The organism is Roseateles depolymerans (assembly GCF_003387155.1).
GTDB classification, from domain to species: Bacteria; Pseudomonadota; Gammaproteobacteria; order Burkholderiales; family Burkholderiaceae_C; genus Roseateles; species Roseateles depolymerans.
In genome coordinates this window covers 809397-822968 of record NZ_QUMT01000003.1, presented here as the reverse complement: position 1 = coordinate 822968, position 13572 = coordinate 809397, and the positions used below count along the sequence as shown (strand labels likewise).

General features: G+C 68.7%; 10 protein-coding genes. 4 read left to right on the top strand and 6 right to left on the bottom strand.

All coding sequences use genetic code 11. The annotated features are described in order from the left end of the window. Nucleotides 1–71: 71 nt before the first annotated feature. Together DES44_RS17500 and DES44_RS17495 are read left to right on the top strand one after the other, a co-directional pair. On the top strand, nucleotides 72–770 hold the full coding sequence (locus tag DES44_RS17500) for a lysoplasmalogenase (RefSeq protein WP_170156692.1): 699 nt from the start codon (nucleotides 72–74) through the stop codon (nucleotides 768–770). Further along, a complete protein-coding gene (locus tag DES44_RS17495) occupies nucleotides 767–3427 on the top strand; it encodes a hypothetical protein (RefSeq protein ID WP_058933510.1) in 2661 nt (886 codons plus the stop codon). The genes DES44_RS17500 and DES44_RS17495 overlap by 4 nt, the downstream gene beginning before the upstream one ends. Before the next feature lie 6 nt (nucleotides 3428–3433). On the opposite strand, the gene DES44_RS17490 is transcribed toward DES44_RS17495, so the two are convergent. The 6 genes from DES44_RS17490 to DES44_RS17465 form a co-directional block, all read right to left on the bottom strand. Beyond that, the gene (locus tag DES44_RS17490) at nucleotides 3434–4255 is read right to left on the bottom strand and encodes a LytR/AlgR family response regulator transcription factor (RefSeq protein WP_083525254.1); all 822 of its coding nucleotides are present in this window, start codon (nucleotides 4253–4255) and stop codon (nucleotides 3434–3436) included. A 75-nt stretch (nucleotides 4256–4330) separates the two neighbouring features. After that, on the bottom strand, nucleotides 4331–4774 hold the full coding sequence (locus tag DES44_RS17485; RefSeq protein ID WP_058933512.1) for a hypothetical protein: 444 nt from the start codon (nucleotides 4772–4774) through the stop codon (nucleotides 4331–4333). Continuing rightward, complete coding sequence (locus tag DES44_RS17480) at nucleotides 4771–6291, bottom strand: histidine kinase (protein ID WP_058933513.1); 1521 nt, start codon at nucleotides 6289–6291, stop codon at nucleotides 4771–4773. The genes DES44_RS17485 and DES44_RS17480 overlap by 4 nt, the downstream gene beginning before the upstream one ends. A 209-nt stretch (nucleotides 6292–6500) precedes the next feature. After that, nucleotides 6501–7070, bottom strand: a complete 570-nt coding sequence (locus DES44_RS17475; RefSeq protein WP_058933514.1) for a YceI family protein — start codon at nucleotides 7068–7070, stop codon at nucleotides 6501–6503. A 52-nt stretch (nucleotides 7071–7122) separates the two neighbouring features. Next, on the bottom strand, nucleotides 7123–7695 hold the full coding sequence (locus DES44_RS17470; protein ID WP_058937134.1) for a YceI family protein: 573 nt from the start codon (nucleotides 7693–7695) through the stop codon (nucleotides 7123–7125). A gap of 144 nt (nucleotides 7696–7839) precedes the next feature. Then, a complete protein-coding gene (locus DES44_RS17465; RefSeq protein ID WP_058933515.1) occupies nucleotides 7840–8409 on the bottom strand; it encodes a cytochrome b in 570 nt (189 codons plus the stop codon). Between the two features lie 1062 nt (nucleotides 8410–9471). Here DES44_RS17465 and DES44_RS17460 point away from each other — a divergent pair. Continuing rightward, nucleotides 9472–11025, top strand: a complete 1554-nt coding sequence (locus tag DES44_RS17460) for a sensor histidine kinase (protein WP_083525256.1) — start codon at nucleotides 9472–9474, stop codon at nucleotides 11023–11025. Then, nucleotides 11018–13465 (top strand): two-component system response regulator, encoded by a 2448-nt coding sequence (locus DES44_RS17455; protein ID WP_058933517.1) that lies wholly within the window; start codon nucleotides 11018–11020, stop codon nucleotides 13463–13465. Before DES44_RS17460 ends, DES44_RS17455 begins: the two co-directional genes overlap by 8 nt. The last annotated feature ends 107 nt before the right edge of the window (nucleotides 13466–13572 follow it).

Below are 13572 nucleotides of genomic sequence, written 5' to 3'. Positions count from 1 at the left end.
GGATGTAAGAGTTTTCAGGACCGGCACTGTCACCGAGGTGATTGTGCTTGCCGGACGGCAAAATGCCGGCCATGACCGCCGCCGTCCCACGGACCTCCATCAGCCTGCCCCTGCTGACCCTGATCAGTGCCTCCCTGGCCATCATGGCGCTTTCACAGCCGCCGCAGCTGCCGGCGGCCTGGGGCTTCGTCTTCAAGCCGCTGACCACCCTGCTGATCGTCTGGCACGCCTGGCGCCGGGGCGGTGCCGCGCCGGGCCTGGCCCGCTGGCTGCTGGCGGGACTGATGTTCTCCCTCGTGGGCGACATTGCCCTGCTGTTCCCGGTCTCGGGCTTTGTCCCGGGCCTGATCGGCTTCCTCATCGCCCACGTCTGTTACATCCTGGGCTTCTGCAGCCGGGTCCGCTTTGGCGCCGTGCGCTGGCCCTTCCTGCTCTTCGGCCTGGTGGCCGCCATGGTGCTGGGTCGGCTCTGGGCCTTCGTGCCGGCCGACCTGCAGGGGGCGGTGCTGGTCTACGTGGTTGCCCTGACCCTGATGGCTTCCCAGGCCTGGGCCTGGTGGCGCCACAGCGTCCGTGATCCGCAGGAACTGCGCGCCCGCTGGGCGGCGTGGGGCGGGACCCTCTTTGTGTTTTCCGATGCCATGCTGGCCATCGACCGCTTTGCCGGACCGGTGTCGCAAGCCAGCCTGTGGGTGCTGGCGAGCTACTGGCCGGCGCAGTGGTGCATGGCCCAGAGCCTGGGCAGGCCAGCTGAATTGAGCGCTGCATGAACTTCATGATTCCCTTGCGGCCGTCGGCCCTCCTGGCGCTGCTGGCGTCGATGGCCTGCGGCACGGCCGGCGTGGCCCTGGTGCATCACTATCCCGTCGATCCCCCGTTGATGCTGACCCTGTGGGCGGCGCTGGCGGCGCTGAGCTTCCTGGCCTGGCAGGTGCTGCCGATGCTGCTGCCGGCGGCGGTGCCGCTGATCGGCTTCGCCCCCTGGACCGGCTGGATCAGTTTTGAAGAGCTGGACCTGCTGGTGCTGGCCGTGGCGACCGGAGGCTACCTGGCGCTGGCCATCACCGAGCCCATCCGTCGCCCGGTCCCCTGGCGCTACCGCGCGCTGCGCTGGCGATCGGCGGTGGGGGTGCTGCTGGCGGTCTTCACACTGTCGATGCTGATCTCCATCTGGCGCGGGGTGGAACATGCCGGCGGCCTGCAATTCGGCTACTACCAGGGCTACCAGGAGTCGATGAACAGCCTGCGGCTGGGCAAGAGCCTGTTCCTGGTGCTGCTGCTGCTGCCGCTGTGGCTGCGCGCGGCGGACCTGCGGCCGGCCGCCGTGCTGCGGCTCAGCCGCGGCGCCTGGGTGCTGGTGCTGGTCTTTGCCTCGGTCGGCGCGATGTGGGAGCGCTTCATCTACACCGGGCTGCTGGATTTCTCCACCGACTACCGCACCACTTCCTGGTTCTGGGAAATGCATGTGGGCGGCGCGGCGCTGGACGGGTGCCTGGCGCTGAGCATGCCGATGGCCCTGCTGTGGATGCTCTGCGAGCGTCGGCCGTGGCGGTTTGCCGCGGCGCTCGGCGTCCTGCTGCTCGGGTTTTATGCCTGTCTCACCACCTTCTCCCGCGGCGTCTATCTGGCGGTGCCGGTGGGCCTGGCGCTGTGCGCGCTGCTGTGGGCGGTGCAGCGCCGTCACGGACGGCCGGAGGACGGCGCGGCCGCACCGGGCCAGTTGCCGGGGGATGCGGCACTGCCGCTGCGGTCGTCGCTGGCCGTGCTGACCGGGGTGGCCCTGGCCGCCTGGGTGCTGTTTGGCGCCGGGGGCTACCGGGCGCTCGTGGCGCTGGCCGTCAGCGTGGGCCTGTGGGTGGCCATGCCGCCGCGCCGCGGCACCTGGCCGGTGGGCCAGCACCGGACCTTGCTGGGCGGTGCCTTGTTGGTGGCCCTGGCGCTGGCCGGTGCCGGCTTCCTGCTGATCGACCAGGTGCCCAAGCTGTCCTATGCGGTGGAACTGGTGGTGGTGCTGTTCACGCTGACGCTGTGTGGCCTGTGGCGCCGCGGCGTGGTGTGGGCCGGGCAATCCTTCCTGCTGGCGGCCGGCTGGCTGTCGTCGCTGGCGGCGACCTGGCTGGTGGCGGCCCAGTGGAGCGAGGGCAAGGACCTGATCGCCACCGCCGCCGTGCTGCTGCTGCTGGGCCTGGCCTGGCTGGCCGTGCAATGGCCGGTGCGTCCGGCCGATGCGGTGCGCGAGGCCAGCTGGCGGGTCCGCGGCATGTTGTGGACGGCCTGCCTGCTGGTGTGCGGCGTGGTGGCGTCCCTGGGCGGCGGCGGCTATATCGGCCACCGGCTGTCCACCGGACAGCAGGACCTGGAAGGCCGGCTGGACCATTGGAGCCTGAGCATGAGCCTGCTCAAGGGCATGGATGCCTGGCTGCTGGGCCAGGGCACCGGCCGCTTCGCGGCGAGCTTCGCCAACCAGGGGCCCTTCGAGGCGCGCGTCGGGGACCACCGCTGGAATCCGCCGGCCACCGACGCGGTGCCGGGCGCGCTGGACAGCGCCGGCTTCCCGGCCGTCCCCACACCGACCGTCACCCTCACCAGTGGCCTGCACACGATGGGCAGCGGCGAGCTGTACCGCCTCAGCCAGCGCGTCAGCGCCGTGGGCGGCGACGTGGCGGCCGCGGTGGTGCTGCGCACCCGTCAGCACACCCAGCTGCGGGTGGAAGTCTGCGAGAAGCATCTGCTCTATCCGCTGCGCTGCCTGGACCGCCAGGTGGAGATCGAGCCGCAGGGCGGTGCATGGCAGGTGGTGCGGCTGCCGCTGGGCAAGGCCCCGGACGACTTCGGCGGCAGCCGCTGGATGCCGCGTCAACTGACGGCTGCGGTGGCGCTGAACTGGCGCGGCTCGCTGGTGGAGCTGCGCTCGGTGGAACTGGCCGACAGCCAGCACGGGTCGCTGCTTCGCAATGGGGATTTCAGTCAGGGCATGGCCCGCTGGTTCTTCTCCAGTGACCGGGTCCACATGCCCTTCCACGAGAAGAGCCTGCCGCTGCATGTGCTGTTCGCGCAGGGCGTGATCGGCCTGGCGCTGTGGCTGGGCCTGGTGGCCAGCGCCCTGTGGCGCTGCACCCTGGGCGCCGCACGGCGGCATCCGCTGGCACCGGCCACCGCAGGGGCACTGGCCGCGTTCATGATCGTGGGGCTGTTCGACAGCTTGATCGACGCCCCGCGCATCGGCTTCCTGTTCTACGCGATGCTGGCGCTGGCCCTGGGGCTGCGCACGCCGTCACGGCGCCTCAAGAAGGGTGAGCAGCCGGACGAGGAAGAGGCGCTGGAAACCCGCTTTGCGGGCGACGACCATGAGCATGACGACCGGCGCCCGTCGCCGCCGCGCCGCTCCTACCTGCCGTCGCGCTTTGGGCCTTCGACGGGACGCTGAGTCGCCTCACATCCCCTTGAACAGATGCGTGTAGCTGCGGCTGACTTCCAGCTTCTCGTCCAGCCCGCGCACGCCCACCAGCTGGCGGCCGCGGAAGTCGCGGGTGATGCCGTTGATGGCCTTCACGTTGACCAGGGTGGAGCGGTGGATCTGCCAGAACACGGCCGGGTCCAGCTCGTCCACCAGTTCCTTGATCGGCTTGCGGATCAGGGCCTCGACCGTCGGCGTCTGCACCCGGGTGTATTTTTCGTCGCTGATGAAGAACAGCACGTCCTCCACCGGGATCATCTGGATGGTCTGGCCGACGGAGGCCTGGATCCATTGCAGGTAACGCGGGGCCGACTGCGGATTCACCCGGGCTGACAGGTTGTGCAGCAGCTGCTGCAGCGTGCCCTGGGACGGGCCGTCCGGCTCGGCTTCGCCGCTGCGCTGCGCCAGCCGCTTGCGGATACGCTCCACCGTCACCGCCAGGCGCTCGCGCTCGGCGGGCTTGAGCACATAGTCGCACACGCCCTGCTCGAAGGCCTCCACGGCGTACTGGTCGTAGGCGGTGATGAAGACGATCTCGGGCACCGCCCAGTCGTCATCGTCGGGCAACTGGGCAATCTGGCGGGCGGCTTCCACACCGGTCAGACCCGGCATGCGGATGTCCAGGAACACCAGGTCCGGCTTGAGTTCGCGGGTCAGCTCCACGGCTTCCAGGCCGTTCTTGGCTTCACCGACGATCTGCAGCTCGGGCCAGACTTCGGCAATGCGGCTGCGCAGTTGCTCGCGCATCAGCCGTTCATCATCCGCCAGGACGGCGCGGGGGGCGTTGGGTGTACTCATGGCGCAATGGTAGAGAAGGGTGGGGGACGCGGACAGCGGGCCACTACTGAAGCGCGCCGCTGGGCAGGGGGCGCCTCAGGCCGGCAGGGTCGGTTCCTGCACCGCGGCCGTGTCGCCGCGGCGGGCCCGGCGACCGGCTTTCGGAGACCGGTCCCGCATCAGCAACCAGACCACCAGCACCACCAGCAGCAGCGGTGAGCCCAGCAAGGCCCCGGCGCCCAGCACCGCGGCCACCGCCAGCAGCGCCAGTCCCCCCAGCAGCAGCAGCGGCAGCCCCAGGCCCAGCAGCAGCACCAGCGGAATGGTCACGCACAGCACCAGGCCGCACAGGATCAGGGACAGGAAGACGGTGAAGCCGTCGGCCATGTCCAGCGCTTCGCCGGTCCATTCATGGCCGTTGATCACCAGGTGCACGCCATCGGCATCATTGAGCACGCCGAAGGCCACCACGCCCAGGGCCACCGAGGTCAGCACCATCACCAGGCCGAGGGCCAGCAACAGCTTGAAGAAGGTTTTCATGCATGCACTCCTTGTTCCTGATGGACGTGGGCGGTCTTGTAGGGGACCGTGATGGTGACGATGGTGCCGCTGGGCTGGTTCTCGGCCACGGTCAGGCTGGCGGCCTTGCCGTAGAGCAGGGACAGCCGCTCCCGGATATTGGCCAGGCCCACGCCGGTGCCGGCGGTGGCCGCCCGGCCGAAGCCCAGGCCGGTGTCGGCGACGGTGACCGACAGCTTGCCGTGCACCACTTCCGCCTTGATCTTCAGGCTGCCGCCCTCGGCCTTGGGCTCCAGGCCGTGCTTGATGGCGTTCTCCACCAGGCCCTGGATCATCATGGGCGGGAATTCCGCCGACAGCAGGCCGTCCGGCACCAGGATCTCGGGCTGCAGCCGCTCTTCCATGCGCATCTGCAGGATGTCCAGGTAGGGGCGGATCACCGCCATTTCCCGGCCCAGTTCCCGCACGCCGCCGTTGGCATTGGCCTCGCGCATGGTGGGCATGGAGGCCCGCAGCAGGGCGATCAGGTTGCGCTGCATCTGCGAGGCGCGGGGCGGGTCGGTCTCGATCAGGTGGTCGATGGAGGCCAGGGTGTTGAACAGGAAGTGCGGCTCCACCTGGGCCTGCATGGCGGCCATGCGGGCTTCCACCACCTGGCGGCGCAGGGACTCCGCCTCCGCCGTCTCGGTTGCCTGGGCGGCCTTGGCTTCGGCCTGGATGCGGCCCTTGTAGGTGGCCTTGATCACCGCCGAGGCCAGCACGATGATCATCGCCAGCTTGTCCAGGAAGTCGCCCAGGTGCACCCGGCGATAGCGGACCTTGGGCTCGTCGATGGCGTCCTGCCCGGACTCGTCGGCATTGCCTTCGCGGGCGGCTTCCAGCTCGCGGCGGGCTTCCTGCGCATCGGCCTGGGCCTGGCGGGCGTCCTCGGCGGCTTCCTGCAGGGCGCGCTTGGCGTCTTCCACGGCCTCCCGCACGGCTTCGCGCTGCTTTTCATTGGGGATGCGGATGTCCACCACCGGCAGGTCTGAGCTGCTGCTGGCCTGGGCGCCGCTGGCGGCTGCGGAGGCGCTGGACGCGCTCTCGGTGGCGGCCGCCGCGCCCCGGGGCACGATGCGCACACCCTTGCTGTCGATCTGGACCTCATAGCGAAGGCCCTCTTCCCCCTTGGGCTCGCCCTTGGCATCCCGGCTGGTGTCGTGGCCTGCGGACTGGGCGTCGCTGGACCCATTCACCGGCGCGGTGGGGGCCGGCGGGGCTTGCTCCACCGGCTTGGCGGGCTTGGCCGGCTTGGCCGGCTTGGGCGCACGCTTGGGGGCCTGCTCGACCTCTTCCGCCACCCGCCAGCTGAACGAAAACGGGGGGATGCCCTGCAGGATGTTGGCGCCGATGACCAGCAGCACCGACATCACGAAGAACCGCCGCCAGGTGATGGAGACCAGCCAGCTGGCGTAGGCGTGGAAGCCCTGCTCGGCATTGCGAGAGAACTGCTGCCAGCGCTGGGCGGGGGTGAGTGGGGCGGACGTTGGGGCGTTCATGGGCGGACCTGTCTGATGCCTTCGCACTGTACGCAAGTCCTGCGGCGGTCGGCCCCAGGGGGCGACACACGGTGAGGGAGGCGGCATGAACTGCGCGGATCCGCGACAAAGCGGAGGGGCGGAACGCGCGGGCCCCAAATACAAACGCCCCGGAGGACCGGGGCGTCGTGGAAGGTCTCGGGGGCCGGGTGGTGCCCCCGTTGCCCGCCTTACTGCTTGACGGCTTCGACCTGGATCACGATCTTGACTTCCTTGGAGAAGCCATAGGCCAGACCGTAGTCGATGCCCCACTGCGTGCGATCGATCACGGTTTCGAAGTCGCCGCCGCAGACTTCACGCTTGAGCATCGGGTTCTGGTAGCAGTTGAAGTTGATGGCCTTCAGGGTGACCGGAGCGGTCTTGCCCTTCATGGTCAGCTCGCCGGCCACGGTCGTGACCTTGTCGCCGTTGAAGCTGAACTTGTCACCGACGAACTTCACCGTGGGGTAGGTGGCCACGTCGAAGAAGTCCTTGCCCGACAGGTGCTTGTCGAAAGCGGGGGTGCCGCTGTTGATGCCGGTCATGTCGAAGGTGATGTCCACCTTGCCGGACTTGCCAGCGCGGTCGAATTCCACCGTGCCTTCCTTCTTGTCGAAGCGGGCGCGGTTGGTCGAGGTGCCGAAGTGCAGGATCTCGAAGGTCGCGTTGGTGTGCGTCGGGTCGATCTTGTAGGTGGCGGTCTCGGCCTGCGCAGCAGCGCCCAGGGCCAGCAGGGAAGCAAGGATCAGTGCTTTTTTCATGATGGGGTCTTGGTTGAAGGGTGGGTGGAAGAAACGGAAATCAGTCGGGCGCTCAGAGCGGCGCCACGCCGGTGAAGGCCAGCTTGAACTTCACCTGCACATCGTTGGCAACCATGGAGGTGTCCTTCCATTCGCCGTCGCCGATGTTGTAGTCCAGGCGCTTGATGGCCACCACGCCGGCGGCGGTGGTGGTGCCGGCGGCCTGGGTCAGCGTCACCGGCACAACGACATCGCGCACCTGGCCCTTGATGCTCAGCTTGCCGGCCGCTTCGAACTTGCCGCCGCCCAGCGCCTTGATGCTGGTGGACTGGAAGGTGGCCTGCGGCACCTTCTTCGAGTTGAACCATTCCGGCTTGACCAGTTCGGCGTCGAACTGCGGGTCGCCCAGGGTGGCGGCGGAGAGGTCGATGGCCAGCGACACCTTGCCGGCTTCCGGCTTCTTCGGGTCGAAGGCGAGCTGGGCGTCAAACCGCTTGAAGTGGCCGTCCACCGGCACGCCCATCTGCTTGAAGGTGAAGCTGATGTCGCTGCCGGCGGGCACCAGCTTGGCGGCGGCGGGCGCTGCCGCAGGGGCTGCGGCGGGGGCGCTGGCGGCCGGCTTGACCGCGGGCTTGGACTGGGCCATGACCGGCGCGGCCGACAGCATCAGGGCGGCGCTGGCCAGGGCCAGGGCGGTCACGGACAGGGACGTGGCCAGACGGGAGGACAGACCTTGGGTCAGACGTGCTTGCATGGAAGACCTCGATGAAAAAGGGTCGGAGGAGAGATGTCAGCCGCGGCCGGGCAGCATGCGTTGCAGCAGGCCGTCCCGGTCCAGCACCATGTGCTTGACCACCGCACCCAGGTGGGCCAGCACCAGGGCGGCCAGGCCGTAGGCCAGCAGCTCATGGGCTTCCTTCAGGGTGTGGGCCAGTTCCTTGTCCGGCGCCACCAGGTTGGGCAGCGGCAGCACGCCGAACCACACCACCGGGAAACCGGCGGCCGAGCTGTAGGCCCAGCCGCTCAGCGGCACCGCAAAAAACGCCAGGTACAGCAGGCCGTGCACCAGGTGCGCGGCACGGGCTTGCCAGGCCGGCATCGGCAGGTCGGCCGGCGGGCGGTGGGTCAGGCGCCACAGCAGTCGCAGGGCCGAGACCGCCAGGATGGTCACACCGGCCCATTTGTGCCAGTTGTACAGCTTGAGCCGGGTGGGCGAGATCGGCAGGTCGGTCATGTACAGACCGACGCCGAAGGCGCCGATGATGGCCACGGCCAGCACCCAGTGCAGCAGCATGGCGAAGCCGTCGTACCGGGTTTTGGAGACCTTGGCGGGCTGGAAGGTGGAGCGGGCGGTGGTCATGGCGTGGAGGGCAGTGGGGCTTGGACGGAAAGACGGGGGCAGAAGTTGATGCTTGTCATTGACATCGGCCCGACCTCTCGGGTGCATGGATGGCAGTGTCCTGCTGGCAGCGCTTCTGTCGGTTCACCGGAACTGAGGCCATTGTTCAGTGGATTTGAATGTCGTGCTGTCCCCGACTTCAGAGCTTCGCCATCGACCGCAGGCTTCAAGGGGGGGCCACCCACCGTCGGCGGGGCCGACCTGGGGGCGCAGGGACTGGCGGCCGCCGGTCGAGGGGCGGGTGAAACTCCGAAGTGGCGCGAAGCATAGCGCTGTCCCGATTTGTATGCTGGGCAGCCTTCGGGAAGGCCAAACGGAGAGCCACCCGGAGGACCACCCGCACCGGAAACGAAAAAACGCCTCCGATCGGCTGCAGGGGAGGCCGGTCAGTATCCCGGCTCGGCCCTGGCACGGCCTGACCCCGACGATGGAGCCGCCGCTCCTCAGAATGGTGGATGCCTTGGCGGATGCTGCCGTCCATCTTCCCCCTTGAGGGGGATGGTTGCGCCCTTCACGCCTGCGCATACTCAACCCCGATCGCGCGCTGCCTGGACCTCAGCGTTGTGATCAAGGGGAGGAGTGCTATGCCGACCTGCCGGAGCCCGTTGGGGCCGAGGGGGTCGGCATAGTTTTATCTGCAGTCCGCATTCGCGCTTATCGGTTCTATCACCGGTTCTATCAGTGGCGTCGGGAGATCCTGCTGAATCAAGCAGCGGCATTGCATTCACACATTGCGCATTGCTTCATTGACCGGGCATTGCTGCCGACATCCACCGCAATCTTCGAGTGTCTTGGGGCAGCCTCCGCGCTCGTGCGGCGCGTCGTTCATCCGATCGATGACAGCCCCTCCCACCCTTGCTATAAAGCATGCATCGCTTCACTGCCCCGTTTGCGCAGGCCTGCATGTCGGCCTCGCAGACCTGCAATGAAGGCTGACCCAGCAATGGGGCCGCAATGGCGATGCAATGACGCTGCAATGAATCGCGCCGCATTGCAACACCACCGGCCCTCCAGGGAGGTCCGATGTCTGGCGAAGCAAGTCCCGCGGCCTGGCCCGCGTCCGCGGTGTCATTGGCGGCGCTTGAGCTGGCCCTGGAGCATCGCCACGGGCAGGGGCCAGGCCAGGACGGCGGCTCACCGCTGCGCCGTGTCCTGGACAACCTGTTTGTGTTTGTCGGCGTGCTGCTGCCCGACGGCCGTGTCATCGAAACCAACCGGGCGCCGCTGGAAGCCGGCGGCCTGACCAAGGACGATGTCATCGGCCAGCCCTTCTGGCAAACCCCCTGGTGGACCCACGACCCGCTGCTGGTGCACTGGATGGCCGATGCAGTGGCCCGCGTGGCCGCCGGCGACACCGTCCGCCGCGACGTGGTGGCCCGCATGGCGGGGGACAGCCGCATGGACGTGGATTTCATGCTCGCGCCGCTGGTCGATGACCAGGGCACCATCACCCACCTGATCGCGTCCGGCATGGACATCAGCGCCCGACGCGACAGTGAACGGGCCCTGGCCCGCAGCGAGGACCGGTTCCGCCGCGCCTTCGAAGGCGCGTCCATCGGCATGGGCCTGGTCGACGCGCAGGGCCGCCTGGTGCTGGTCAATGAAAGCATGGCCCGCATGTTCGGCTACACCCAGGACGAGCTCACCGGCCTGGCCGTGCATGAACTGGTACCCCCGGGCTACCGTTCAGCGCACCACCAGCGTCTGCACGACTTCATGCGGCAGCCGACGCTGCGCTACATGGCCCAGCGCCAGGAGCTCTTTGCCCTGCGGCGCGACGGCAGCCAGTTCGCCGTGGAGATCGGCCTGAACCCCATGCCCGATTCCCAGGGCCAGCAGGTGCTGATCACCATCAATGACGTCACCGAGCGGCGGGCCGCCCAGGAGCAGATCGAGCGGGCGCTGCAGGACAAGACCGCCCTGCTCAACGAGGTGCATCACCGGGTCAAGAACAACCTGCAGGTGGTGAGCAGCCTGCTCAGCCTGCAGGCCCGCCATGCCGACGGCCAGGTGCAGGAGGCGCTGCGCGACAGCCAGAGCCGGGTGCATTCGATGGCCCTCATGCATCAGCTGCTGTACGAGCGCGGCGACTTCAGCGCCCTGGACATGGGGCCCTACCTGCGGCAGCTGGTGCATCTGCTGCGTCACACCTTCATGGGCGCCAGCGAGCAGATCCAGCTGGCGGTGGAGGTGCCGTCGGCGCACCCCTGGCGAATGGACCTGTCCCACGCCATTCCCTGCGGCCTGGTGGTGACCGAGCTGGTGACCAATGCCATCAAGCATGCGTTTCCCGACGGCCGGCAGGGCTCCATCAGCGTCCGCCTGGGCGGCTGCACCCAAGGCGTGGTGGACGGCAGCGACGCCACGCCGCAGCCGCCCGGCCCCTGGCTGGAAGTGGCCGACGATGGCGTGGGCCTGCCGGCGGATCTGGACCTGTCCGGGGCCCGCAGCCTCGGTTTCCAGCTGCTGCCCTTGCTGGCAGACCAGTGCGGCGCCCGGCTGACCCTGGAGCGGGCCCATGGCACCTGCGCCCGGCTGTGCTGGCCGGTGGAACCACAAGGGGAGTCCCATGTCTGATCTGGCCCAGGTGTCCGGACGCACGGTGCGCATTCAGATCGTGGAGGACGAGCGCATCGTGGCGCTGGATCTGCGCGCCGGGCTGGAGCAACTCGGTTATGAGGTGGTGGGCATCGCCGCCAATGAGCCCGATGCGCTGAAGATGGCCCGCCATGCGGAGCCGGACCTGGTGCTGATGGACATCCATCTGGACCGCGGCAGCGATGGCATCTCGGCCGCCCGCCAGCTGCGCGAACTGCTGCAGGTGCCGGTGATCTTCCTCAGTGCCTACGGCGAGCCCGAAACCCTGCAGCGGGCCGCCGAGGCGGCGCCCTACGGCTATCTGCTCAAGCCTTTCGAGCTGCGTGAACTCAACGCCACTGTGCGCATGGCCATGGTGCGCCGCGCGGTGGAGCGGCAGACGGAGGAAGCGGAGCGTCGCCTGCGGCTGGCGCTGGAGTCAGCCCGGCTGGCGGTGCTGGAGCTGCATGCCGAGCCGTCGGGCCACCGCCTGCGCTGGGTGGGGCAGGAGTCGGTGCCGGAGCTGCGGTCGCTGACCCAGTCCGAGACCCTGGCCCAGCTCACCCGGGGCCTGGAGCCGCGCGGCCAGGCCGCCCTGCAGACCCTGCTGCAACTGGGCACGCCCATCGACCTGACCTGTGCCTGGCAACCGGAGGATGCCCCCGGCCGCTGGCTGGAGATCCATGCCCGCCACTTCGAGCCGGAGGGGCTGGTCATCGGCATGGTGCGGGATGTCAGCGAGCGGGTGGAGCGGGAGAACCGGCTGCGCCAGGCTTCGGTGGCCTTTGACGCCACCGACGAGGCCATTTTGTTCCTCGACGGAGAGCAGCGGGTGCTCAGCTGCAACAGCGCCTTTGCCCAGCTCACCGGCTGGTCGATGCAGGATGTCATCGGCCACCAGCCCGATGAGTTTCTCTTCGCCCGCCGCCAGGGTGATGCGGTCAAGGAACCCGGTGCGCGCCAGTGGCACGGCGAGGTCACCTGCCGGCGACGCGACGGCAGTTGCTTCCCGGCCCTGCAGCATTTCGCGGCGGTGATGGATGACCAGGGTCATGCCAGCCACCATGTGCTGAGCTTTGCGGACATCAGCGAGATCCGCCAGGCGCAGCATGCGCTGCACCACCAGGCCCTGCACGATGCGCTCACCGGCCTGGGCAACCGGGTGCTGCTGCAGCAGGCGCTGCAGGCGTCGGAGGGGCCGGTGGCGCTGTTCTTCATGGACCTGGACGGTTTCAAGACCATCAACGACACCCTGGGCCACGATGCCGGCGACGACCTGCTCAAGCAGGTGGCCAGCCGCATTCGCGGCCTGCTGCGCAAGGACGACGTGGCGGTGCGGCTGGGCGGGGACGAGTTCGTGGTGCTGCTGCGGCGGATGGATCAGGAGGAGGTCGCGCTGCAGGTGGCGCAGAAGCTGCTGTCGGCGGTGGCACGTCCGGTGTTGCTGGAGACCGGCGGCGGCGTGGGCCCGGCGAGCGAGGGCGCGCCCGGACCGCAGCAGCAGACGGTGCTGGTCACCGCCAGCATCGGCGTGGCCCTGCACCCGGCGCATGTGGACAGTCCCCACACCCTGCTGCGTGCGGCGGATGCGGCCATGTACCAGGCCAAGGCACGGGGCCGCTGCCGGGCGGTGCTGTTCGAGTCGGCCATGGCGGACGTCGCCAGCCACCGCCTGAAACTGGAGCAGGGCCTGCGGGTGGCGCTGGAGCAGCAGGCGTTCCGGCTGGCCTGGCAGCCGGTGGTGGACCTGCGCAGCGGCCGCCTGGTGGGCGCGGAGGTGCTGCTGCGCTGGACTCATCCGGAACTGGGCGAGGTGCCGCCGGCGCGTTTCATCCCGGTGGCCGAGGACACCGGCCTGATCGTTCCCATCGGCGCCTGGGTGCTGGACCAGGCGGTGGCGCAGGCCGCCGCATGGCGGGCGCAGGGGCTGGCGGAGCTGCGGGTGGCCGTCAATGTCTCGGTGCGCCAATTCGACCAGGACGACATGCCGGCTCGGGTCGCCCGCATCCTGGAGCGCCACCGGTTTCCGGCCGCGTTGCTGGAACTGGAGCTCACCGAGTCCCTGATTGCGCAGGAGGTGTCCACCGAACTGGCCCTGCGCCGGCTGCGGGAGCTGGGGGTGCGCCTGGCGCTGGATGACTTCGGCACCGGCTTCTCCTCACTGGCGCAGTTGACGGCGCTGCCGATGGACCGGCTCAAGATCGACCGCAGCTTCATTCAGGGGCAGGCGCAGCAGGGCTCGTCGCAGGCGGTGGTGCGCAGCATCGTGGCCCTGGCCAGCGGCTTGAACCTGGACATCACCGCCGAGGGGGTGGAAACCCTTGATCAGCAGCAGTGGCTGTTGTCCCTGGCCGACATGCAGGCCCAGGGCTATCTCTTCCACAAGCCCATGGCGCCCGAGGCCCTGGCCCATCTGCTTCAGGAGGGAACGGACGGCTGAGGAAGATGCGAGTCTGCATGGATTCGTCAGGTATGTCCTTGGGCCCAACACAAGCTCACGATATATTGCCCGGCCTAGACAAGCATTACCAACACTTGCAGTCGGTA

Coding starts and splice junctions, on each gene's coding strand:
- DES44_RS17500 (WP_170156692.1), top strand. CDS start 72: ATGACCGCCGCCGTCCCACGGACCTCCATCAGCCTGCCCCTGCTGACC.
- DES44_RS17495 (WP_058933510.1), top strand. CDS start 767: ATGAACTTCATGATTCCCTTGCGGCCGTCGGCCCTCCTGGCGCTGCTG.
- DES44_RS17490 (WP_083525254.1), bottom strand. CDS start 4,255: ATGAGTACACCCAACGCCCCCCGCGCCGTCCTGGCGGATGATGAACGG.
- DES44_RS17485 (WP_058933512.1), bottom strand. CDS start 4,774: ATGAAAACCTTCTTCAAGCTGTTGCTGGCCCTCGGCCTGGTGATGGTG.
- DES44_RS17480 (WP_058933513.1), bottom strand. CDS start 6,291: ATGAACGCCCCAACGTCCGCCCCACTCACCCCCGCCCAGCGCTGGCAG.
- DES44_RS17475 (WP_058933514.1), bottom strand. CDS start 7,070: ATGAAAAAAGCACTGATCCTTGCTTCCCTGCTGGCCCTGGGCGCTGCT.
- DES44_RS17470 (WP_058937134.1), bottom strand. CDS start 7,695: ATGGCCCAGTCCAAGCCCGCGGTCAAGCCGGCCGCCAGCGCCCCCGCC.
- DES44_RS17465 (WP_058933515.1), bottom strand. CDS start 8,409: ATGACCACCGCCCGCTCCACCTTCCAGCCCGCCAAGGTCTCCAAAACC.
- DES44_RS17460 (WP_083525256.1), top strand. CDS start 9,472: ATGTCTGGCGAAGCAAGTCCCGCGGCCTGGCCCGCGTCCGCGGTGTCA.
- DES44_RS17455 (WP_058933517.1), top strand. CDS start 11,018: ATGTCTGATCTGGCCCAGGTGTCCGGACGCACGGTGCGCATTCAGATC.